Consider the following 19,629-nt stretch of genomic DNA (forward strand, 5'->3'; position numbering starts at 1 on the left):
AGGTAAGGCAATTGACGACTGAATTAAAACAACAGATTTTGAACTTATTCAAAGAAACCGCTTCGAAGCCCCTATCCGTCCAAGAGCTTCAAGAAACAATGGAACTGGACAGCTCCGATGAATTTAAAGTATTGATGAAATCCTTAAATGAATTGGAAGAAGAAGGGGAGCTTGTCCGAACGAGGAAAAACCGTTTTGGACTTCCGGAAAAAATGAACCTGATCCGCGGCCGCATTCAAATGCATGCGAAGGGGTTCGCTTTTCTAATTCCTGATGAAGAAGGGAGCGACGACGTTTATATTCATCATTCCGACCTTCATTCAGCGATGAACAATGATAAGGTCCTCGTCCGTATTGAAAAACGGAAGGAAGACGGATCCCGCCCTGAGGGTGCTGTCATCCGTATATTGGAAAGGGCTACGACAAGAGTCGTGGGCACGTATGAGTCCAGCCGCAACTTTGGCTTTGTCATCGCAGATGATAAACGGATTCCCAACGATATCTTCATTCCTAAATCCCAGAACAACGGAGCTGTAGACGGTCACAAGGTTATTGTGAATATTACCAAGTTTCCTGAAGACCGCATGAGTGCCGAAGGGGAAATCGTTGAAATCCTCGGACACAAAAATGATCCGGGTATCGACATTCTTTCAATCATTCATAAGCATGGCATAAAAATTGATTTTCCTAACGAGGTTCTGGAGCAGGCGGCAGAAACGCCTGACCAGATCAGCGAGGACGAAATCAAGAACCGCAGAGATTTGCGGGACGAGACGATTGTAACGATTGACGGGGCCGATGCGAAGGACCTCGATGACGCCGTTGCGGTGAAGCAGCTGGATAACGGGAATTATCATCTTGGTGTCCACATTGCCGATGTAACCTATTACGTCGGTGAAGGCTCTGCGATTGATCAGGAAGCCAGACAGCGTGCTACAAGTGTGTACCTCGTTGACCGGGTTATTCCGATGATTCCTCACAGACTGTCCAACGGCATCTGCTCGTTGAATCCGCAGGTGGACCGCCTCACTCTTTCCTGTGAAATGGAAATCAATCCAAAAGGGGAAGTTGTTTCCCACGAGATTTTCCAAAGCGTAATCAAAACAAACGAGCGCATGACCTATAAGGATGTCAACGAAATCTTGACGAACGAAGATCCTGCCTTAATGGAAAGGTATAAAGATCTTGTTCCGACGTTCCAGAACATGGAAAAACTCGCCTCGATTCTTCGTGGTAAACGGATGGACCGCGGTGCGATTGATTTTGACTTCAAAGAAGCGGGTGTCGTCGTAGATGAGGAAGGAAAAGCCGTAGATGTGCGCCTGCGTGAGCGTTCTGTAGCGGAACGTCTCATTGAGGAATTCATGCTTGCAGCGAACGAAACGGTTGCTGAACACTTCCACTGGATGGAAGTCCCATTCATCCATCGTATCCACCAGGAGCCGGCTGAGGATAAACTGCAGACGTTCTTCGACTTTGTTGCCAACATGGGCTATGTCGTAAAAGGAACGGCGGACAGTGTCCACCCTCAAGCGCTGCAGAAGGTGCTGGAAGAAGTGAAAGGGACGCAGGAGGATATGATTATATCCAAACTGATGCTCCGCTCCATGCAGCAGGCGAAATATGATCCGCAGGGACTTGGGCACTTCGGACTTGCTACAGATTATTATACGCACTTCACTTCCCCGATCCGCCGTTACCCTGACTTGATCGTCCACCGGTTAATCCGGACGTATCTGGTAGAGAAAAAGGTGGATTACAAAACGCGGAAGCATTGGAAAGACCAGATGCCTGAAATCGCCCGCCACTCTTCGGAAATGGAGCGTGCGGCCGTTGATGCCGAGCGTGAAACCGATGACCTGAAAAAAGCCGAATACATGCAGGATAAAGTCGGTGAGGAGTATGAAGGTGTCATCAGTTCTGTCACCAGCTTCGGCATGTTCGTCGAGCTGCCGAACACGGTGGAAGGTCTTGTCCACGTCAGTACATTGACTGATGACTATTACCACTTCCATGAGAAGCAGTATGCGATGATCGGGGAACGGACTGGAAATGTGTTCCGGATCGGTGATGAAGTCACCATCCGTGTTACCAACGTCAATATTGAGGAAAGAGTCGTTGACTTTGAAATTGACGGGATGAAGCCGCGTAAAGAGCGGAAGCGTCCGGAACGTCCGAAGAAGATTGAATCCAAAGGTCCCGACCGGAAAAAAGAGAAAAAGAAAAACAAACAGAAAGGGAACAAACCTTTCTATAGAAACAAAGGCGTTCCTAAAAAAGGACGTAAGAAAAAGAAATAGATAACAAAAGACGCGCCGGAGGGCGCGTCTTTTCAGAATGTAAAAAAGTGCGTGTTATTCAGTTGGAATCGGCCGGATGTTGTGGTGAGGGGCACGTTCCGCTTATCGGTGGATGCTGCTCCCGCAGGCGTCACCACAGAACGCTCTTCGCGCCGACGTAGGCATTTATAGAGTGAAATAGACGTTGTCATATGCAAAAGTAATTGTTGAGCGCAGATTGAAAAGAACGGGATGAGCTGAGCTATTGTTGCTTGCGTGGAAAAGAATAAGGGAAGGAACAGGCGCTGATGACGGCTTCCTGCCAAAATATGAAAAAGATTGTCCTCCTTCCAGCAAGGGTGAGCTGGGTGAAGGAGAGTCTTTTTCGATTTAGAAGAACGCCAAAGGGGCTTTCGCTCCTGGCGGTAAGAAAGAAAAAGCTTGTAAAGAAACAGAGGTTTCTCTACAAGCTGTAAAGACGCGCCGGAGGGCGTGTCTTTTGTTTAGGCACTTAATGTGTGCTGAACAATGGCAACATCTTTTTCATTTAAGTGGCGGGCAGACTCTTCAAGGTCCAGATCCACATAGGTGGACCATAGAGAGAGTTCCTCCTGCGGAACAATGTGGTTGTTCAAAATGTGGCCTTCATTTTCAGAACGGATGTGATAGGAAATGAACAATTTCCCTTCCATCAATTCGCGGTCGTGGGAGACAGAAACAATCATCCAGTTATCTTTTACGGATGATTCCCAATCAGATGCCAGTGCATCTTCAGCAGTAAGCTGATACACAGATGGTTCGTTATGATCAAAAAAGACAATGACGCCTTCTTTATCCTTCGTAATATATCCAGGGTTCTTCCAGGAATGACGTTTCAAAGCATGACCTTCATCTAACATTTGCGCGGCTTTCATAAAGTCCATTGCAATAAGTCCTTTCTCGTGGAAATTTTCACCTTATGGATTTTATAGACTGCAAACGCTTCCTGTCAACCGTTAGAATGAAGTTTTCACCCATTGTCCATATAAGATCCAAGGATCCTGCACATCATAGGGAGTCAGGTCAGGGATGTTTTTAAATCCCAGGGGTGAAAAGTCGATCCAGCATCCAGCATTGCCGGGGTTCTGCCTCCAATGCTCAAGGACCGTTTCGAAAAAGCCGGGTTGTTCATAATGATCATCCCAGAAATATTTAACGTGGGAGTAGTCGTATTTCTTTGTGTCATTTTTGATGATGATGAACCGCTGGTGGTCGGGACTGATATAGAAAGAAGAGTCGCCGAGGTATTGATCAGTGAAAAAGGCTTCATCATACGGGAAGGGATAATAACATTCATAAGGGAAGGTGCCGAGAGCATTACTTTTTACCGCCTGAAGGAGCTTCCGCTTCTCTTCCAGAGTGTGAACAGGCCTCCAGACTCTCCCTTTGGTGTGTCCAGTCAAAAAATCCGGCCTCTTTAAGGTAAGGTAATGGCTTACAGGACCTTGATCAAGCCCGAGCTTTCCAAGGACCCTCCTTGCCGGAAGGTTTCCGATGTGTGTATTCGCACCCAGCCAGCGAATGCCGGAGGAAGTGTTTAATTCGTTAATGATGGCGGAGAGAAGGTAGGTGGCGTGGCCTTTAGCCAGGTACCGCTGATCACTGCGGAGCCTCCCCAGCATGGCAAACTGCTTTCTTCCAAATAAGCTGTAACCGGCCACAGACAGCATCTGTTTGTCATGGAATAAGCCGAACAGTCTATGGTCTTCAGAGGTGACAAGGCGCTCAAAAATCCGGACGACGTAATCGTCCTCAATGCCTGTTTCCATCGCCTGAAGGCTGTATATATCATCCACGGTCAGCGTTTTGACCTGGAGTACCTGATTCATCGGTTCTGCTCCTTTCTTCTTCTATTTCCAACTTTATATTCTCACAATTTCAATGAGGAAGTCTATGGAGAGGCATCCGCTTTCACCAATAGGTTATCCGTTGGAATCAAAGAAGTCGGCGTGGTACAATAAAGGGACGTAACAGAGGAGGAAGTCACTATGCCTAGAGGAAATGGAAAGACATTGGCTCAGAATAAAAAAGCCCGCCATGACTACACGATAGAAGAAACATTTGAAGCAGGTGTGGTTCTGCAGGGCACAGAAATCAAATCGATCCGTAACGGACGGTTGAACTTAAAGGACAGCTTCGCCCGTATTCATAAAGGAGAAGTATATCTGCATAACATGCACATTTCACCATATGAACAGGGCAATATTTTCAACCATGATCCTACACGGGCGCGTAAGCTTCTGCTGCACCGCAAGGAAATCAACCAGTTGATTGGACAGACCCAGCAGAAAGGCTATTCCCTTGTCCCTTTGAAGGTCTATATTAAAAACGGCGTCGCTAAAGTTTTAATCGGCCTTGGTAAAGGGAAGAAGAAATATGATAAGCGTGAAGATTTGAAGCAGAAACAACAGAAGCGGGAAATCGACCGCGCAATCAAGGAAAGCTTGAAGTAAGCACCCCCCTTGAAAAAATATTTTAATATGCTATAATAATTATTGTCGTTAATTCGACAAGCAAGACGACAGCTTGACTGTTCTCTTTAATCCTAACGGGGACGTTACGGATTCGACGGGGATAGGTCGAGCCCGGGTCGCGAGTCGAGTGACGCCTCGTAAACCGTCATTTGCCTAAATATAACTGGCGAATCTAACGAAAACCTAGCTGTAGCTGCGTAAGTAGTCTATAGCTGATCCTTCCCGGCATCGCCCATGTGCTGGATGAAGGGTCTCAAACTGAAGTGGGCTACGCGTTTTTCCACCGCCTGAGGAAAAACGAAGAGACTAAACAGGCTAGCTGCTTGGAAGCCTGTTGATAGGCTGAAGAGACAGTGAACTATAAATATATCAACTACGCTCGTAGAAGCCCGGGTGCCGATATCTCCGGACGTGGGTTCGACTCCCACCGTCTCCACCAATACATATATTGGTGGTTTTTTATGAGAAAAAAAGAAAGCGTCTTCAGTGAGATTCATGACTTTTAACAAATATGCTTGTGAGTCATTCGCTATTACGGCTCTCTAAACGTTTGGGTGGCCGGTGTGTTGCGTGTCTCTGCAGGAGAAATCATGTTTGTAATAGGAGCCTTTAGGGAAAAGAGTCTCCATTTCAAGTTCTGAAGGGTGCTTATGCCTGTGTTGAAGGTGCGGATGTATAATTATGCGCAGTTTATAAATGACACGATGACCGATCAGTCAAAATGTCATTCAACTGAAACTGGAGGGCTATCCGTTGACTACCCGGTCACTTGTGTGTATGATAGAGTCATAATCATATAACGTCCTTCTAAGGGGAGTAGCTTTTACGGTAACGTCGTCATTACAGAGACTTGTCTCTCGGCTTTATCGGCAGCAGATGCTGTTAGCAAGACCTTACCACTATGGTACAGGTCCCCTTTTGTCTGAAACGATCTGTACCTTGTACAGGTCGTTTTTTATTTCTTTAAAAGGAGAGGAACAGAGTGAACTTACAATCCATGAAAGTTTCCATGCCGACGTATATGTCTAAGGAATTTGAGAAAATGGAAAAAATAACAGAACCAAAAACGAAGAAAATGCGGAGGTATTCGCTTGTTTCTCTATTTATGCTCCCGATGGCTGTGTTTAATATCATCAGCCTTGTCTTCTTCACTGAAACGATGGCGGTCGTCCCGGTTTTTCTGTTTAGTGCCGCGGGGGCTGTGGCTTTAGCTCTTCAAAAAGAAGTGAAGGTTCTATTGAAAGAAGTGCAGGAAATGATGGTCAGTTATATGAAAGAGCGGATGGATAAGGCAGCAGGGATGAATCCGATCAGACTCAACCGATTCAAAACAGAACTGGAAGAAAATCCGAACCAATCCGTTAAAGTGTTTGCAGAATTTCTCGAAGCAGAAAGAGAGTGGTCGGGCGAATGAATAAAGAAGAGGTCGTAGAAATGACAAAGCTGCACATAGGAGAGTGGAAGGACCTTTTGATCTTGTATAAATTTGGTCTGGATGAAATCAACACAAAGTTGAAAATTCTTAACGAAGAGTTTAAATACATGTATAACCATAACCCTATTGAGCATTTAAAATCGAGAGTGAAGGACCCTGCCGGCATTACAGAAAAGTTGAAAAGAAAAGGCTGTGATCCTACTAAGGAAAATGCCCGGGAATATGTTCAGGATATCGCGGGGATCCGGATCATCTGCTCCTTTGTTTCTGATATCTATAAGATCTATGACATGCTTGATCAGCAGGATGATATCCATGTGATTGAGGTGAAAGACTACATCGAAAACCCAAAACCGAACGGCTATAAAAGCCTCCATCTTATCTTGGAAGTCCCTGTGTTTTTATCCAATCGAACGGAGATGGTCAAAGTTGAAGTTCAAATCAGAACGGTAGCGATGGATTTCTGGGCAGGTATCGAGCATAAGCTGTACTACAAATATGAAAAAAGCGTCCCCGATCATCTCGCTGGAGAGCTGTTGAAGGCTGCGGAAACCGTCCATGCTCTGGATGAGAAGATGAGCGGATTGAAAAAAGAAGTGGATCTGCTGGAAGCGTCACACGTTTAACCAATGAAAAAGGTGGGGTGGGCAAAGATGGAGAAGCGCACGGTCAATAAGAAGCGGGACGCGTTTATCAGCCGTCTTAGAAGTCAGGGCGTGAACATACAAGTGACGTCAAAAAAGAAAAAAGAGGTGAAGCCGCTGCTGGACCTGGATGTACCGAAATGGAAAAATGCCTTTCATTGATAAGAAAAAGCCGCCTTGAACGGCGGCTTGCTTCTCTACATATAATGGGCGCGGATTTGTGTGGAAAGATCTATATATTCATCATATCTTTCCAGGTTAAAGACCATTCCTTTTATAACGGCTGGTCTCGGTGCATCGGATTTCAACTCCTGAAGAAGAATGTCTGCTGTATCTTTCAAATCCACATCATCCCTCTGGTCATAAATTTCTTGAAGCTGGAAGACGATGTCTTCGAACTGGTTGAACTGGTAATTTTCAGGGATGACCCGTTTAATGACTTCATCTGTTATGACAGGGCAGTCATGGCCGCTTTCAAAACCTTCCATAATGGCGTCCATTTTGTTGGCTATTGACTCCGCAACCTTCAAAAGACTGAACTCCATTTTATCCATGATCATAAGGTCCATGTAAGTTTTGAATAGGCTTTGGACGGTCAGGCTCGCTTCCCAGGCGTAGGGTTCCGCCCCGGGCCCGTAAATGGCAAGGATATGATTGCGGTAGAACAACACGGAATGATAGCGCATCCGTCTGATTAAATTCTCAATCATATCGTTGAACGGGATCACCTGCTCGCGCACCTGCATGATGATGAATTCACGGTGGTCCGCCACTTCCTCCATGGACACCTTCAATTGATGGATGAATTTTTCCTTTGGCGGCATAGGGGTGGAAGATACTTCATTGATTCTCTTCTGCATCCGCCTCCAGTAATGTTCGAACAATTCGTAAAGAAGGTCATCCTTTGTATCAAAGTGAAGATAAAACGCTCCCTTGGAAATATTGGCTGCCTTTGCGATTTCCTGAACGGATGTAGAGCTGAATCCTTTTTTAGCGAATAATTTTATAGAAGTCTCGATGATGTTAAGTTTTTTCTGATCCATATAGATAGCACCTTTCAAATAGTGTAACACTTGACTGGTGACTGACCGGTCATGTATATTGTAGAACGTGATGACCGATTAGTCAATTAGAGGGGGAGAATATAAAGTGAAGAAGATCATTGATTTTTCAATGAACAATAAGTTTGCTGTCTGGTTAATGACTATTATTATAACAGCAGCAGGGCTCTATTCGGGCTTGAATATGAAATTGGAAACCATCCCTGATATTGAACCGCCGATCATAACCGTAACAACGGTATACCCTGGTGCTACTCCAGCCGAAGTAGCCGGAGAGGTTTCGGAACCGTTGGAACAGCAGGTTCAAAATTTAAGTGGAGTAAAAACGGTAAGTTCGAGTTCTTTCCAAAACGCTTCAAATATCCAGCTGGAGTATGGATACAGCAAGGATTTAGATGAAGCTGAGGATGAACTGCAGGAAGCTGTGGATTCGGTTACGCTTCCGGATGATGTGCAGGAACCGGATGTGTCCCGGATTAACTTCAATGCTTTTCCAGTCTTAAGTATGAGTGTGATCAGCGAAGGACAGAGCCTTGAAGAACTGACCGCTGAGGTTGAAGATTCGATTAAACCACAGCTGGAAGGTCTGGAAGGTGTTGCAGACGTACAAATATCCGGGCAGCAGGTCCAGGAAGTGCAGATGTCCTTTAATGAGGAAGCGCTGGCTGAAAGAGGCATGGATCAGCAGACTGTAAAGAATATCATACAAGGATCAAACGTGACGTTCCCGCTCGGGCTTTACACCTTTGATGATACACAGAAGTCTGTCATGATTGACGGCAATGTGTCTTCCCTTGAAGATTTGAAACAGCTTGAAATTCCTGCGATTCCATCCCAGAGTAATTCGTCCTCTGCTCAAAGTCAGCAGGCGGCAGGAGCAGCGCAGGGGCAGCAGGGTGATGCCGCTGCAGCTCAGCAAGGGGCAGCCGATGCTCAGGCTCAGCAGGCCGAGGGGGTCCCAACTGTTCAGCTTCAGGACATTGCAGACCTCGAGATTGTTGGACAGACGGAATCGATTTCAAGAACCAATGGGGAGGAATCCATCTCCATTCAAATTGTAAAATCACAGGAAGCAAACACTGTGGACGTGGTGAATCTTGTGAAGGAAACGACCGAAGATCTTGAAAGTGATTTAGATGGTCTTGAGTTTATCTACTCCTTTGACCAGGGAGAACCGATTGAAGAATCTGTAAGTACAATGCTGAACAAAGCGTTGTTCGGTGGATTGTTTGCCATTCTTGTCATTCTGTTGTTCCTCCGTAACTTTAGAACAACACTGATTTCTGTGGTGTCCATTCCATTATCACTGTTGATTGCGATTCTTATATTGAATCAGATGGACATTACCTTGAACATTATGACACTTGGTGCCATGACTGTGGCTATCGGCCGGGTTGTGGATGATTCCATTGTTGTCGTAGAGAACATATACAGGCGGATGGCGCTTAAAGACGAAGAACTTGAAGGGAAGGCCTTAGTTCGAGCGGCTACGAAAGAAATGTTTATGCCGATTCTTTCTTCAACCATTGTAACGATTGCGGTGTTCCTACCTCTTGGATTGGTTGAAGGTGTCGTCGGTCAGGTATTCCTGCCATTCGCCTTGACGGTCGTATTTGCACTCCTTGCTTCTCTAGTGGTTGCTGTTACGATCGTGCCGATGATGTCTCATTCCCTTCTTACGAAAGAAAGAGCTCAAAAGGGACACCAGGAAGGCCCTGGTAAAATTGCGAAATGGTACCGCTCTGTATTAAACCGTGTGTTAAACCATAAGATTATTACTTCTCTAGTAGCTGTAGCTATTCTCGTTGGAAGTATTGCTCTTATCCCTCTTGTGGGGGTCAGCTTCCTTCCTTCAGAAGAACAGAAGATGGTCATGCCGACGTACAGCCCGGCACCGGGTCAGACGATTGAAGATGTTGAAGAGATTGCTTCCGAAGCCCATGAGTACTTTGACGGCCGGGACAATGTGCAGACGATTCAATATTCTGTCGGTGGAGAAAATCCGATGAATCCAGGGGCCTCCAATCAGGCAGCCTTCTTCGTTGAATATGACAGCGAAACAGAAAACTTTGAATCAGAAAAAGAACAGGTGCTCGAAGACTTGAAAGCGATGACGGATGAAGGGGAATGGGCAAGTCAGGACTTCTCCTCCACAGGATCCAGCAATGAAATTGAAGTTCAAGTCTTTGGTGACAATACGGATGAAATCAAGCCATATGTAGAAGAAGTACAAACACTGCTTGAAGATCAGGATGAATTGAAAGACGCTTCCTCCTCTCTTTCTGAATCGTATGAGGAATATACACTGGTTGCCGACCAGGAAAAAATGAGCCAGCTCGGTTTGACAGCGGGTCAATTGGGAATGGAGCTCAGTTCCAATGGTGAACGTACAGAAATCACCACCATTCAGGAAGATGGAGAAGAACTTCAGGTGTACCTGGAAGTAGAGCAGGACAATTACAACAATATTGATGATTTAACCGATAAGGAAATCCAGTCACCACTAGGTACATCTGTACCGATCAGTGAAGTCGTAGAAGTAGAAGAAGGCACGACTGAAGATACGATCAGCCGCCGGAACGGCCAGGTGTATGCAAGTGTCAGTGCCAAGACGACGACGGATGATATCGGATCTGTATCTGCAAGCGTTCAGGAAGAACTGGATCAGATTGATCACCCGGCTTCCATTGACCTATCCATCGGTGGTGTAACGGAGGATATTAACGAGTCCTTCAGTCAGCTTGGATTAGCGATGCTGGCAGCCATAGCCATTGTGTATGTTGTGCTGGTCATCTTCTTTGAAGGTGCGCTTGCGCCATTTGCGATTCTGTTCTCTCTTCCATTTACGATTATCGGAGCAGTAGTCGGCTTACTGATTGGCGGAGAAACGTTAAGTATCTCGGCTATGATCGGGGCTCTTATGCTCATTGGTATCGTCGTAACGAACGGAATTGTATTGATTGACCGAGTCATTCAAAGAGAAAAAGATGGCTTCTCTACACGTGAAGCGCTGCTTGATGCAGGAATGACACGTATTCGCCCAATATTGATGACAGCTCTGGCAACAATCGGAGCACTGCTTCCATTAGCCCTCGGCTTTGAAGGCGGCTCGATCATCAGTAAAGGACTCGGAATTACCGTGATCGGCGGTCTTGCAAGCTCCACATTGTTAACACTGCTGATTGTACCGGTTGTGTACGAAATGCTCAGTAAGATTGGTAAAAAGAAAAAAGCATCATAATCAGGTAAGACTCCACGGTTTCCGTGGAGTCTTTTTTTAGGTGGAGCCGTTACCTGCGTTCTACCGGGAGGGTCATGCAGCGGATGCCGCCTCCGCCATTTTCCAGCTCATCCACATCGACGCGGATAATGTTTTTCTTCCTTAATTTCTCATGGTGAAGGACTTTTTTATGGGCTTTCGTGCTCACCAGGAGTGTTTCAGGGTTTACATTCAGGAAGTTAATATCGGCAACGGTGTGATGGATCTCATCTGTCCAGAAAATATCGTATCCATGACGGGTAATGAAATCATCCATCATCACATACGTGCTCTCTTTGGCTGTGAAAACTTGAACTGGAAAATACTTCATATAGCTTTTCGCAATAAGCAGATCAGGTGCTGCCACATTGCAGTTCATATCCATATGCATCGTATCCCCACGTCTTGGAAGATCAATCACACCGACTTCAGAAAACCCTTCTTGCCATAGAAGCGGCAGCAGCTTCAGGACACTTTCAAAGCTCGTCCGAAGTCCTGTGTTGATAAAAACCGCCTCTTTACTTAGAACGAGAACATCACCAAACTCAAGGGCATTGGTCTCATTATTATCTTGAAGTGAGAAACGGTCTTCAGGGAACCAGTTTTCAAAAAGTTTGTGGGCATACAGGTATTCCGGTCTTCTCATGGATATGACGGCTTCACCGGGAACGACGAGCGTACCGAAAGCACAGGCGAGATCCCTCACAAAAACCCGATTGATCAACCGGGCATGAAAGGCTTGATCAGGCTCAGGGAGATGGCCGGAATAATCAATGACCTCCACGCCTTCCCTGGTCATGGCTTCTGTCATCTCTTGAAATGCCGCGGCCGTTTTATCAGGGTTCACCGGCTTTTCCCATTGCACATCATCGGCTGCTGCCTGGGTGGGAATCCTGGTCGTAGAGGGTGAACACATAATCACTTTTTTTAATTCGTCATATTCATTACAACAAAAAGGGTGTATGAGCATCCGGGTCACGTTCCTTCCTCGTTCATTCCTTCTTACGTTTTCCGAAATGACGAAAGACATTCCAGGAACGATTTACATAAAACCTCCGCTTCACATCAAACTAGATAAAAAGGAGGGAAGCGGCTGTGAAGAAGGAAAATACCCAGGGAACACTAACATGGTGGCAGATGTCGTTTATAGGAATTGGATGCATTATTGGAACAGGTTTTTTTCTAGGTTCCAGCATAGCCATATCAAAAGCAGGCCCACCTGTTATTTTCGTCTACCTTGCTGCTGGGACCGGGACGTATATCGTTTTCCGCTGCCTTGCTGCCCTGACGGCTGCACACCCTGAAAAAGGATCGTTTCGTACGTACGCCAAACAGGCCTTTGGATCATGGGCAGGATTCAGCAACGGGTGGGTGTACTGGTCGTGTGAAATGTTGATTATGGGCAGTCAGCTCACAGCTCTGGCCATCTTTGCCCAATTTTGGTTTCCGAAACTTCCACTGTGGGTGTTTGCTCTTGTGTTCGCCCTTTTAGGTCTCCTTGTCATCTGGCTTGGTGTGCGTAAAGTGGAGCAGATGGAAAACATGTTCGGGATCATTAAAATATCCGCTATTCTCATGTTTATTATCATTGCCGCTTTAGCTTTGACAGGGGTGATTGACCGTTCGGGTGGTACGGCCGATGCGGCCGGTGTATTTCATAACTTTTTTGAAAAAGGCTGGACCGGTTTGTGGGTGGCCCTGCTTTATGCGTTTTACGCTTTTGGGGGGATTGAAGTGATGGGATTGATGGCAGGGGAGTTGAAAGATCCAAAGGATGCCCCTAAATCAGGCACGTTGATGCTCATCGTATTAACTGTGGTGTATATGGCGGCTTTTTACTTCGTGGTTACATTGACGTCGATTGAAAAAATAACGACTGATGAAAGTCCGTTTCTAACCGCTCTTACCGGCTATTCGCTCCCCTTGGTGCCGCATATTTTCAACGCTGTCTTAATCATTGCCGGCTTTTCCACGATGGCGGCTTCTTTATATGCAGTCACTACAATGATCATGGCTTTAAGTGAAGAAGGGGATGCACCTGCCCTCTTTATCCAGAAGGAAGAAGGAAAGGTATCGAAACCAGCTTTTATCTTAACCATTTTAGTCGTCGTCCTGTCCATTATTCTGGCTGTTCTTTTACCGGACAGACTGTTCGAATATGTGACGACGGCAGCGGGTTTGATGCTTTTATACAACTGGGCGTTTATCCTGCTTTCCTACCGTAAACTCATGGGAAAAGGGTTCAGGGATGGCTTGTTCGTGTGGACGGGACTGTTGTTTTTAGGTCTGGCCGTCAGTGGAACACTAATGGATTCTATGACAAGGATCGGTTTTTTTGTAAGTCTTGCTTTTTTAGCCGTCATTGCCCTTGCGACATGGATCAAATTGAAGAAAGCCCCTGAATCAGGGGCGTAGGCTCCTCGTTTTGGCCAGGAATGGACATTGGGGTAAAGAAGTATCATCATCACGTAGAAAATACTGCTCCCATTCATGATTATCTTCCTGACCGTACCATTTTAAGGCTGGATGGGCGGGGAGATCATCATAGTCAAGCAGGCGTTTCCGGATGACATTTTTAAGGCGCCGTCCGTAGGTCGTCGAATCATTGATATTTTCAAACACCCATCTTGGCTGAAAGGCAAGCAGCAAGGAAGGAAAACACCGGCTGTTTCTTTTTGTATGGGCGGGGGTGGCGCAAAAGGCGAAATAAGGCTCTCCATGAAAACAGAATTCCCAGGAAGGATCTTCGGGATCCTGCGAGATATCCTCAGGCCATTCTTTCTCGTCAAGAGCGTGGGTTTGATTGAGCAGGGACCAGAACACCTTCTCGTAGTCCTTGATTTCAAGCTGATCTTTCAACAGCGCCCTTGTATCACAGAAGACGACAAGGGATGTGTAGCTGCCTGTCTGCCGGGAAACTTCACCGTAGCTTTTCAGGAGTTCCCCCAGTTGCTCAGAAGCGGAGGAACTCCGTGGGTCTTCAAGAAAACCAAAACGCAGCATCCCGTTCGTGTACCCCTGGATGCCCGGGACACAGGGGTAGGCATGGTCCCTGCTTGTCAACATGTCACCAAACGCTGTAAAGGAACGCTCCTGCCAGGTTTCCAGTGCAGTCTTCGGGTTTTCTATCTCTTCTTTTGTGTAAAGCATCAAAATCTCCCTCCTGTAGTTACATCCATATCCTATGGAGGAGGGAGAGAATGGGTGACTGTCTATCCCATCAACATCTGTACAGCCTGAACACCGAAGTAAAGACCGAATCCTATTAAAATGATCCCTGAAAGGATTGAGATGGAAGAAAGAAGGCGGGTGGTCAGCCATTTCCGTGCTCCCGAAGCGGCTGCGGCCATCGTGATATCCCAGATCATGATACCGATAAAGATACCTCCACTATAAATAAGGAGCTGGGTCTCCTCGTACGTGGAGGATATTTCTGCAAGGATGGAGCCGTAAATGCCAACCCAGAATAAAATGTTCAAGGGATTGGATAAAGCCATGAAAAAGCCTGTCCGGAATGATCTCCCCCGGGAGCCTTTTGAAGGGGCAGACCGTTGGGCAGCCGTATTCTTCGCACCTGCGATACTTTCTACACCTGTATAAATAAGAACAAAAGCACCGAACGACCACAAAAAGGTTTTGATGAGCGGAATCTGTACGTAATCAGCGAGACCAAAATAAATGAGCAGCATAAACAATCCGTCTGCAGCCATGGCTCCGACGCCGACGAGCCAGGCATGAAAGAAGCCATAACGGATGCCTTTATCCAATTGAGCTGCATTGATAGGACCGACGGGGGCGGATAACGACAGGCCCAGCAGAATGTAACTAAAAAACATAAATGCCTCCTTGTATGTAGAACTTGTCTCTATACTACATAAATATGAACATTGTGGAAGGACCTTGACTGAAAATCGAGGATGGACAAAAAAACAGGCCGCCGGAATCGGCTGCCTGTTTTTTTGTTAATGGGGCATGTTTCCGTTAGGCGCGGTGGTGTAGCTTTGCAGCATCAGGTTCATATCCTGCTGCTGAAGCTGAGGTACCTGGTAATAGCCGTGTTTGTTTTGATAAAGGAAAATTTCATAGCTCATCTCAATAAAATTCGGTACGCTGTCTGCGATGACGCGCCGGAGAACCGGGTTGGTCATTTCCAGGGCGGTCATGGCCAGAAGCGTTGCAAGTCCCTTCGTCTGTCCAAGCATATAGGCAGACAGACCTTTGTCAGCCAGTTCGCTGACAGACTGGTTCGGTTTTTTCGGCTGACCAGGCTTCACTCCGTAAACCACTTCATTGCTCTGCTGCATTTTATACTGCTGCGTCGCCTGTGCAGGGTCCTGGCCACTACTGAAACTCTGGACAATTGTATTATACATCTGGGTGACAAAAGCGTGCTGGCGCTGTTGAATAGATTGGAGTTCCGGGTCTTGAATATGCTGACTGTACATTTGGTATTGATCCAGCAGGTTGATTAAGCCTGCAATGACCTCATGGGCATCAAAAAGTTCATGACCGCCGTGATTCGGGTTCATGTGAGTTGGTGGCATCTGCGCCCCCTGCTGCTGATTCATATTTTGTTGTTTCATCCTTATTCCTCCTCGTAACTTCGTACATCTTAAGGTTGCCCGTATCTTCCCTCCTCATGTATTTCAAAAGATGGAATGAAACAAGGATGTTTCACCTGACTGCCTTCATTACTATTTTATTACGGGGAGTGTGAGGTCGTGGATTTTGAAGGAAATCGTGATACAATAAAGACAGCATATAAACAAGGGAGACCGACAGAATGAAGCCACTCATGAGAAGGATATTTGTCGTACTTATTTCTGTATTAACACTCGGTCTGTACGTTCCGCCGGCCCATGTGGATACAGAAGCCGCTGAAAAGAAGGAGATCACGGACGCCGGTCACCTGAATGAACCTTCCGTGGCGGAGGATGACCAGCAGATTCTGCCGGATGTTCTTACAGAAGACGCAGAAGATCCTTTCCGTTCAATAACGGAGGAGGCCTTTGCCCGGACAGAGGCCAAAATGGGACCGAGGATTATGGGTAAAGTGGACGATGAGTTGTCGGAAGTGATTTTTCCTGAAATGGAAAACGTCATGGTCGACCTCTTATCCAACACGGACGAAGCGCACGTTCCCTATATGAAAATCACTGAAGATCCTGCACCTGGATATGGGGAGAGAATGTTCAATTTATATAATGGACACACGGGTGAAGAAATTGCCCGTTTCCACGTTCGGAGAGATAAACGCCCCGGAGAAGGGTACTGGTTTAATTTTCATTACCACTTAAAAGAAGATGGGTATGTGAAACACCATGAAATCGGTGAAATCTATTGGGAGAAGAATACTCCTCCGAAGTGGATGTCCTGAACAGAAGACAGTCGTATACGACTGTCTTTTTCTGTTGTCCGGTTTTACATAGTTACTAAGTGGTAAGTATGTTACTAAAAAGTACCTTCTTGTCACAGGAGGTTTCTCTTATTAATATGGACAATAAAGACTTGGATAAAAAAGGAGAGGGAAATCATGAAAGCATTGCTTTTACATGAAAAGCGTGATTGGCAGGAAATGCAGGTAGAGGAAATCGAAAAACCAACTGCCGGAAACGGGGAAATTGTCGTTGAAGTTCATGCGGCGGGACTGAACCCCGTGGATTACAAAACGGCAGGGAATGGGAATCCCAGCTGGGAGTATCCCCATATCCTCGGTCTTGATACAGCAGGGATTGTAACAGACAAGGGTTCGGACGTTTCCTCATTTGAAATCGGCGATCGTGTCGTGTATCACGGGGACTTAACCAAAAAGGGCGGATTTGCAGAGTATGCGGTCATTCAGGCTCATACTGCATCAAAAATCCCTGACGAAGTAAGCTTTACCGAAGCGGCTGCTCTTCCTACGGCGGGATATACAGCTTATCAAGCCATTCACCGTAAGCTTCCGCTGGATCAGATACAGACCATCCTTATTCATGCCGGTGCCGGCGGGGTAGGCGGATTTGGTATCCAGCTGGCTAAAGCAGCCGGGAAAACGGTCTTAACGACAGCTTCCTCTTCCAACCACGATTATGTATTATCCCTGGGAGCGGATTATGCCATCGACTATAGGAATGAAGATGTGTATGAGCGAGTCATGGAGGTTACCGATGGCCGGGGGGTTGATGCTGTTGTCGATGCGGTGAGCAGCGAAAATGCAACAGCATCTCTCGATTATACCGCGTTTATGGGACATCTGGTGTACATTGCAGGAGCTCCTGATTTTAAGAAGGTTAAACCATTCACAACGGTCGTCTCTTATCATGAAATTGCTCTGGCAGCCGCCCATAAGGCAGACTTCCAGTCCCAGAAAGATCTTGCCGTTATCGGAGATGACTTGCTGAAACTGGTGAAGGAGGGGAAAGTCTCTCCACTTGTGGAGGAAACCATTTCGCTTGAAGAAGTGCCGGAGGCCCTTGTCCGGCTTTCAGAACGGCATGTGAAAGGCAAGATTGTAGCTGTATTGAAATAAAAGAAAGCCTGCGCGGATACCGCGCAGGCTTTTATATTGAAAAAGTGTGAACTCGTAACGATGACGTACCGCCTATTATGATCAGAAGAAGTTACCCTTCCTTTAGTTTTTTTAATTTATATGTATACCCTAAATAAGGCATACCCGAAAAGATCAGAATGATTATGGCGGCAAACCCTGTATAAATGAACATTTCAGTTAATAAAAACGGCATGGAGTTTATTTGACTTAAGAAGGAAAGGAACATGGTAGCAATGAGTGCCGGGAGTGCGATCCTCCCGCATTTCTTTTTTTCTCCCGCGTATTTATTGAAAGTGGATTCGTAATCTGAGTAAATGGGTTCCGTTCCCGCAGGTGCTGAAAATATATGGATATGGCTGCCTGCGCTGCAGACAGGTGTCCAACCTGCAGCTTCAAAGTAAGCGAAATATTCTTCATCCGGATTGTGGCAGTAGTCGACAGCAAAAATAAGGTGCTGCTTCCTGCCTTTTTTCAACCAGAAACCAAAAGGGGCAAACCCATCCAACATCCAGCCCTGTGCTGCGTAGGATTTCAGCTTTTCCATATCTTTTTCCTCTCCTAAAGCAAGCCCTTGTGACATGATATATTTTTTCTTCATCCTGTTTGATCCCCTTTCGTATTCAGTACCTGCCTGGCGTGTTCAATCATCTGCTGTCTTCGTTTGATATCTTTTTTCAGGAGCTTTAATCCTTGCTCAGTGGCGATGTATGTCTTCTTCTTTCCGGTGCCGCTTCCATACAGTTCAATACAACCAGCCTCTACCAGTTTCTTAATCGTTGTATACATAGAAGCGGGGCCTATCGTAAACGCACCGTCTGTTAATTTTTCTATATTCTGCATGATTAAATACCCGTGCCTGGCTTCTACGAGTGACAATAAAATGTAGAATGATGTATCCGTTAATTCTCCTGTTTCCAGTGCATCATTTCTTCCCATTTCCACCCTCCTTGTATCATTTAATGATATATCATTAAATATACTATATCGTTTATTGATATATACGTCAATGAGTCCTCCTTAATATTTTGGAGGATGAACAAAGTGAAACCCATAAAAAAGCAAGCAGCCTCCTATGAGGCTGCTTGCCAGGGGACGAGCTGTACCATCTCAAGGTCTGGAGGCTCGTAATGTGAACTTATATTCGTCACTTTTAAAGTGGTTTTCACTGTATTCAAAAACCGTACCATCCATAAAAACACTATAGGATTGTATTTTTAGGATCGGCATCGATTCTTCCACTGTCAACGCTTCGGCGACATCAGGGGTGGGAAGCACAGGGATCACTTCCTGAAAGCTGTCTTTTATTTTCATTCCAACTTCTTTTTCGATGTAATCGTATTTTGATCCAATCATGATGCCGTAAGAAAGGTTGGGAAAAAGAGATACAGGTAAGTATGTATCCTCCAAAACATAAGGAATGCCATCTACCAGTCTCTGCCTCCTTACATAAAATACTTTTTCCGCTTCCTCTAAATTCAGATACCGGCGTACATGAGGTTCTGGTTCAATTAACTGAAAGTGAATGACTTTATTAACAGGCTCTTTCCCAAGACTCCGCATTTCTTCCGTGAAACTAATCAATTCGAAGATGTTATGTTCAATTTTCTGTTCCTTGACATACGTTCCACTCCCCTGAACTTTTTCAAGGAGTCCTTCTTCTACCAGCCTTTTTACTGCCTGGCGGACCGTTACTCTAGAAGCGTCATAACGCTCGGATAAGTGAAGTTCTGTTGGAATGGCCTCTCCGGCTTCCCATTGACCACTTTCTATTTCTTCTTTAATCTGCTGGGCAATCCTTCGATACAAAGGTGCGGCCATACGTATTCCTCCTGTTCCTTCAATGGTTCTATTATAACGAAAATGAAATGAATTTACGATACAATTGTTGACGCTTTCAATAATATGT

At 45.9% G+C, this 19,629-nt stretch carries 19 protein-coding genes and 1 other RNA gene; 10 read left to right on the plus strand and 10 right to left on the minus strand.

Annotated features, from left to right (window positions below):
* Nucleotides 1-11: 11 nt before the first annotated feature.
* Nucleotides 12-2,300 carry a ribonuclease R gene (gene rnr, locus H615_RS0117545; RefSeq protein WP_027956359.1) on the plus strand — a complete coding sequence of 763 codons (2,289 nt, stop codon included), beginning with the start codon at nt 12-14 and terminating at the stop codon, nt 2,298-2,300.
* Nucleotides 2,301-2,782: 482 nt separating this feature from the next.
* Here the strand turns inward: rnr and H615_RS0117555 are convergent, their stop codons facing one another.
* Nucleotides 2,783-3,202, minus strand: a complete 420-nt coding sequence (locus H615_RS0117555) for a Thoeris anti-defense Tad2 family protein (RefSeq protein WP_027956360.1) — start codon at nt 3,200-3,202, stop codon at nt 2,783-2,785.
* Between the two features lie 72 nt (nt 3,203-3,274).
* Nucleotides 3,275-4,147: a GNAT family N-acetyltransferase gene (locus H615_RS0117560; RefSeq protein ID WP_027956361.1), complete on the minus strand. Its 873-nt coding sequence runs from the start codon at nt 4,145-4,147 to the stop codon at nt 3,275-3,277.
* A gap of 159 nt (nt 4,148-4,306) precedes the next feature.
* On the opposite strand from H615_RS0117560, the gene smpB reads away from it, so the two are divergent.
* From smpB to H615_RS22415, 5 genes are all read left to right on the plus strand, one after another.
* Nucleotides 4,307-4,771 carry an SsrA-binding protein SmpB gene (gene smpB, locus H615_RS0117565; RefSeq protein ID WP_027956362.1) on the plus strand — a complete coding sequence of 155 codons (465 nt, stop codon included), beginning with the start codon at nt 4,307-4,309 and terminating at the stop codon, nt 4,769-4,771.
* A 97-nt stretch (nt 4,772-4,868) separates the two neighbouring features.
* Nucleotides 4,869-5,231, plus strand: a transfer-messenger RNA (tmRNA) gene (gene ssrA / locus H615_RS22180).
* Nucleotides 5,232-5,774: 543 nt separating this feature from the next.
* The gene (locus H615_RS0117575) at nt 5,775-6,206 is read left to right on the plus strand and encodes a DUF5392 family protein (RefSeq protein WP_027956364.1); all 432 of its coding nucleotides are present in this window, start codon (nt 5,775-5,777) and stop codon (nt 6,204-6,206) included.
* Nucleotides 6,203-6,853 (plus strand): GTP pyrophosphokinase, encoded by a 651-nt coding sequence (locus H615_RS0117580; RefSeq protein WP_051254763.1) that lies wholly within the window; start codon nt 6,203-6,205, stop codon nt 6,851-6,853. Before H615_RS0117575 ends, H615_RS0117580 begins: the two co-directional genes overlap by 4 nt.
* A gap of 27 nt (nt 6,854-6,880) precedes the next feature.
* Entirely contained in the window at nt 6,881-7,033 is a 153-nt protein-coding gene (locus tag H615_RS22415; protein WP_156896522.1) for a hypothetical protein, read from the plus strand.
* Between the two features lie 35 nt (nt 7,034-7,068).
* On the opposite strand, the gene H615_RS0117590 is transcribed toward H615_RS22415, so the two are convergent.
* Nucleotides 7,069-7,914 carry a TetR/AcrR family transcriptional regulator gene (locus H615_RS0117590; RefSeq protein WP_027956366.1) on the minus strand — a complete coding sequence of 282 codons (846 nt, stop codon included), beginning with the start codon at nt 7,912-7,914 and terminating at the stop codon, nt 7,069-7,071.
* A 106-nt stretch (nt 7,915-8,020) separates the two neighbouring features.
* On the opposite strand from H615_RS0117590, the gene H615_RS0117595 reads away from it, so the two are divergent.
* Nucleotides 8,021-11,173, plus strand: coding sequence for an efflux RND transporter permease subunit (locus H615_RS0117595; protein ID WP_027956367.1), 3,153 nt, complete (start codon nt 8,021-8,023; stop codon nt 11,171-11,173).
* A gap of 49 nt (nt 11,174-11,222) precedes the next feature.
* Here H615_RS0117595 and H615_RS0117600 read toward each other — a convergent pair whose 3' ends face one another.
* Complete coding sequence (locus H615_RS0117600; RefSeq protein WP_035532658.1) at nt 11,223-12,161, minus strand: arginine deiminase family protein; 939 nt, start codon at nt 12,159-12,161, stop codon at nt 11,223-11,225.
* A 125-nt stretch (nt 12,162-12,286) separates the two neighbouring features.
* On the opposite strand from H615_RS0117600, the gene H615_RS0117605 reads away from it, so the two are divergent.
* A complete protein-coding gene (locus tag H615_RS0117605; RefSeq protein WP_027956369.1) occupies nt 12,287-13,606 on the plus strand; it encodes an amino acid permease in 1,320 nt (439 codons plus the stop codon).
* Here H615_RS0117605 and H615_RS0117610 read toward each other — a convergent pair.
* The 3 genes from H615_RS0117610 to H615_RS0117620 form a co-directional block, all read right to left on the minus strand.
* Nucleotides 13,595-14,341, minus strand: coding sequence for a YqcI/YcgG family protein (locus H615_RS0117610; protein ID WP_035532624.1), 747 nt, complete (start codon nt 14,339-14,341; stop codon nt 13,595-13,597). The two genes, H615_RS0117605 and H615_RS0117610, sit on opposite strands and share 12 nt — an antisense overlap.
* 62 nt (nt 14,342-14,403) lie before the next feature.
* Nucleotides 14,404-15,027, minus strand: a complete 624-nt coding sequence (locus H615_RS0117615) for a LysE family transporter (protein ID WP_027956371.1) — start codon at nt 15,025-15,027, stop codon at nt 14,404-14,406.
* Nucleotides 15,028-15,153: 126 nt separating this feature from the next.
* The gene (locus tag H615_RS0117620; protein ID WP_027956372.1) at nt 15,154-15,774 is read right to left on the minus strand and encodes a spore coat protein; all 621 of its coding nucleotides are present in this window, start codon (nt 15,772-15,774) and stop codon (nt 15,154-15,156) included.
* 200 nt (nt 15,775-15,974) lie between these two features.
* Here H615_RS0117620 and H615_RS0117625 point away from each other — a divergent pair, with 200 nt between their 5' ends.
* Nucleotides 15,975-16,568, plus strand: coding sequence for a YpjP family protein (locus H615_RS0117625; protein WP_027956373.1), 594 nt, complete (start codon nt 15,975-15,977; stop codon nt 16,566-16,568).
* Between the two features lie 156 nt (nt 16,569-16,724).
* Nucleotides 16,725-17,702 carry a zinc-binding dehydrogenase gene (locus H615_RS0117630; protein WP_027956374.1) on the plus strand — a complete coding sequence of 326 codons (978 nt, stop codon included), beginning with the start codon at nt 16,725-16,727 and terminating at the stop codon, nt 17,700-17,702.
* Between the two features lie 91 nt (nt 17,703-17,793).
* Here H615_RS0117630 and H615_RS0117635 read toward each other — a convergent pair whose 3' ends face one another.
* The 3 genes from H615_RS0117635 to H615_RS0117645 all read right to left on the minus strand — a co-directional run bounded on the left by H615_RS0117635 (nt 17,794) and on the right by H615_RS0117645 (nt 19,541).
* Complete coding sequence (locus tag H615_RS0117635; protein ID WP_027956375.1) at nt 17,794-18,321, minus strand: DUF2812 domain-containing protein; 528 nt, start codon at nt 18,319-18,321, stop codon at nt 17,794-17,796.
* A complete protein-coding gene (locus tag H615_RS0117640; protein WP_027956376.1) occupies nt 18,318-18,659 on the minus strand; it encodes a PadR family transcriptional regulator in 342 nt (113 codons plus the stop codon). Before H615_RS0117640 ends, H615_RS0117635 begins: the two co-directional genes overlap by 4 nt.
* A gap of 171 nt (nt 18,660-18,830) precedes the next feature.
* Complete coding sequence (locus H615_RS0117645) at nt 18,831-19,541, minus strand: GntR family transcriptional regulator (RefSeq protein ID WP_027956377.1); 711 nt, start codon at nt 19,539-19,541, stop codon at nt 18,831-18,833.
* Between the last annotated feature and the right edge of the window lie 88 nt (nt 19,542-19,629).

It is taken from the genome of Halobacillus kuroshimensis DSM 18393, assembly GCF_000425705.1.
In the GTDB taxonomy this organism is placed as follows: domain Bacteria; phylum Bacillota; class Bacilli; order Bacillales; family Halobacillaceae; genus Halobacillus; species Halobacillus kuroshimensis.

Bases quoted from the DNA above. Each gene is read 5' to 3' on its own strand.
- H615_RS0117645 (WP_027956377.1), bottom strand. From the start codon at position 19,541: ATGGCCGCACCTTTGTATCGAAGGATTGCCCAGCAGATTAAAGAAGAA.
- H615_RS0117615 (WP_027956371.1), bottom strand. From the start codon at position 15,027: ATGTTTTTTAGTTACATTCTGCTGGGCCTGTCGTTATCCGCCCCCGTC.
- H615_RS0117580 (WP_051254763.1), top strand. From the start codon at position 6,203: ATGAATAAAGAAGAGGTCGTAGAAATGACAAAGCTGCACATAGGAGAG.
- H615_RS0117635 (WP_027956375.1), bottom strand. From the start codon at position 18,321: ATGAAGAAAAAATATATCATGTCACAAGGGCTTGCTTTAGGAGAGGAA.
- H615_RS0117555 (WP_027956360.1), bottom strand. From the start codon at position 3,202: ATGGACTTTATGAAAGCCGCGCAAATGTTAGATGAAGGTCATGCTTTG.
- H615_RS0117560 (WP_027956361.1), bottom strand. From the start codon at position 4,147: ATGAATCAGGTACTCCAGGTCAAAACGCTGACCGTGGATGATATATAC.
- H615_RS0117640 (WP_027956376.1), bottom strand. From the start codon at position 18,659: ATGGGAAGAAATGATGCACTGGAAACAGGAGAATTAACGGATACATCA.
- H615_RS0117625 (WP_027956373.1), top strand. From the start codon at position 15,975: ATGAAGCCACTCATGAGAAGGATATTTGTCGTACTTATTTCTGTATTA.
- smpB (WP_027956362.1), top strand. From the start codon at position 4,307: ATGCCTAGAGGAAATGGAAAGACATTGGCTCAGAATAAAAAAGCCCGC.
- H615_RS0117590 (WP_027956366.1), bottom strand. From the start codon at position 7,914: ATGGATCAGAAAAAACTTAACATCATCGAGACTTCTATAAAATTATTC.
- H615_RS0117620 (WP_027956372.1), bottom strand. From the start codon at position 15,774: ATGAAACAACAAAATATGAATCAGCAGCAGGGGGCGCAGATGCCACCA.
- H615_RS22415 (WP_156896522.1), top strand. From the start codon at position 6,881: ATGGAGAAGCGCACGGTCAATAAGAAGCGGGACGCGTTTATCAGCCGT.
- H615_RS0117610 (WP_035532624.1), bottom strand. From the start codon at position 14,341: ATGCTTTACACAAAAGAAGAGATAGAAAACCCGAAGACTGCACTGGAA.
- H615_RS0117600 (WP_035532658.1), bottom strand. From the start codon at position 12,161: ATGCTCATACACCCTTTTTGTTGTAATGAATATGACGAATTAAAAAAA.
- H615_RS0117630 (WP_027956374.1), top strand. From the start codon at position 16,725: ATGAAAGCATTGCTTTTACATGAAAAGCGTGATTGGCAGGAAATGCAG.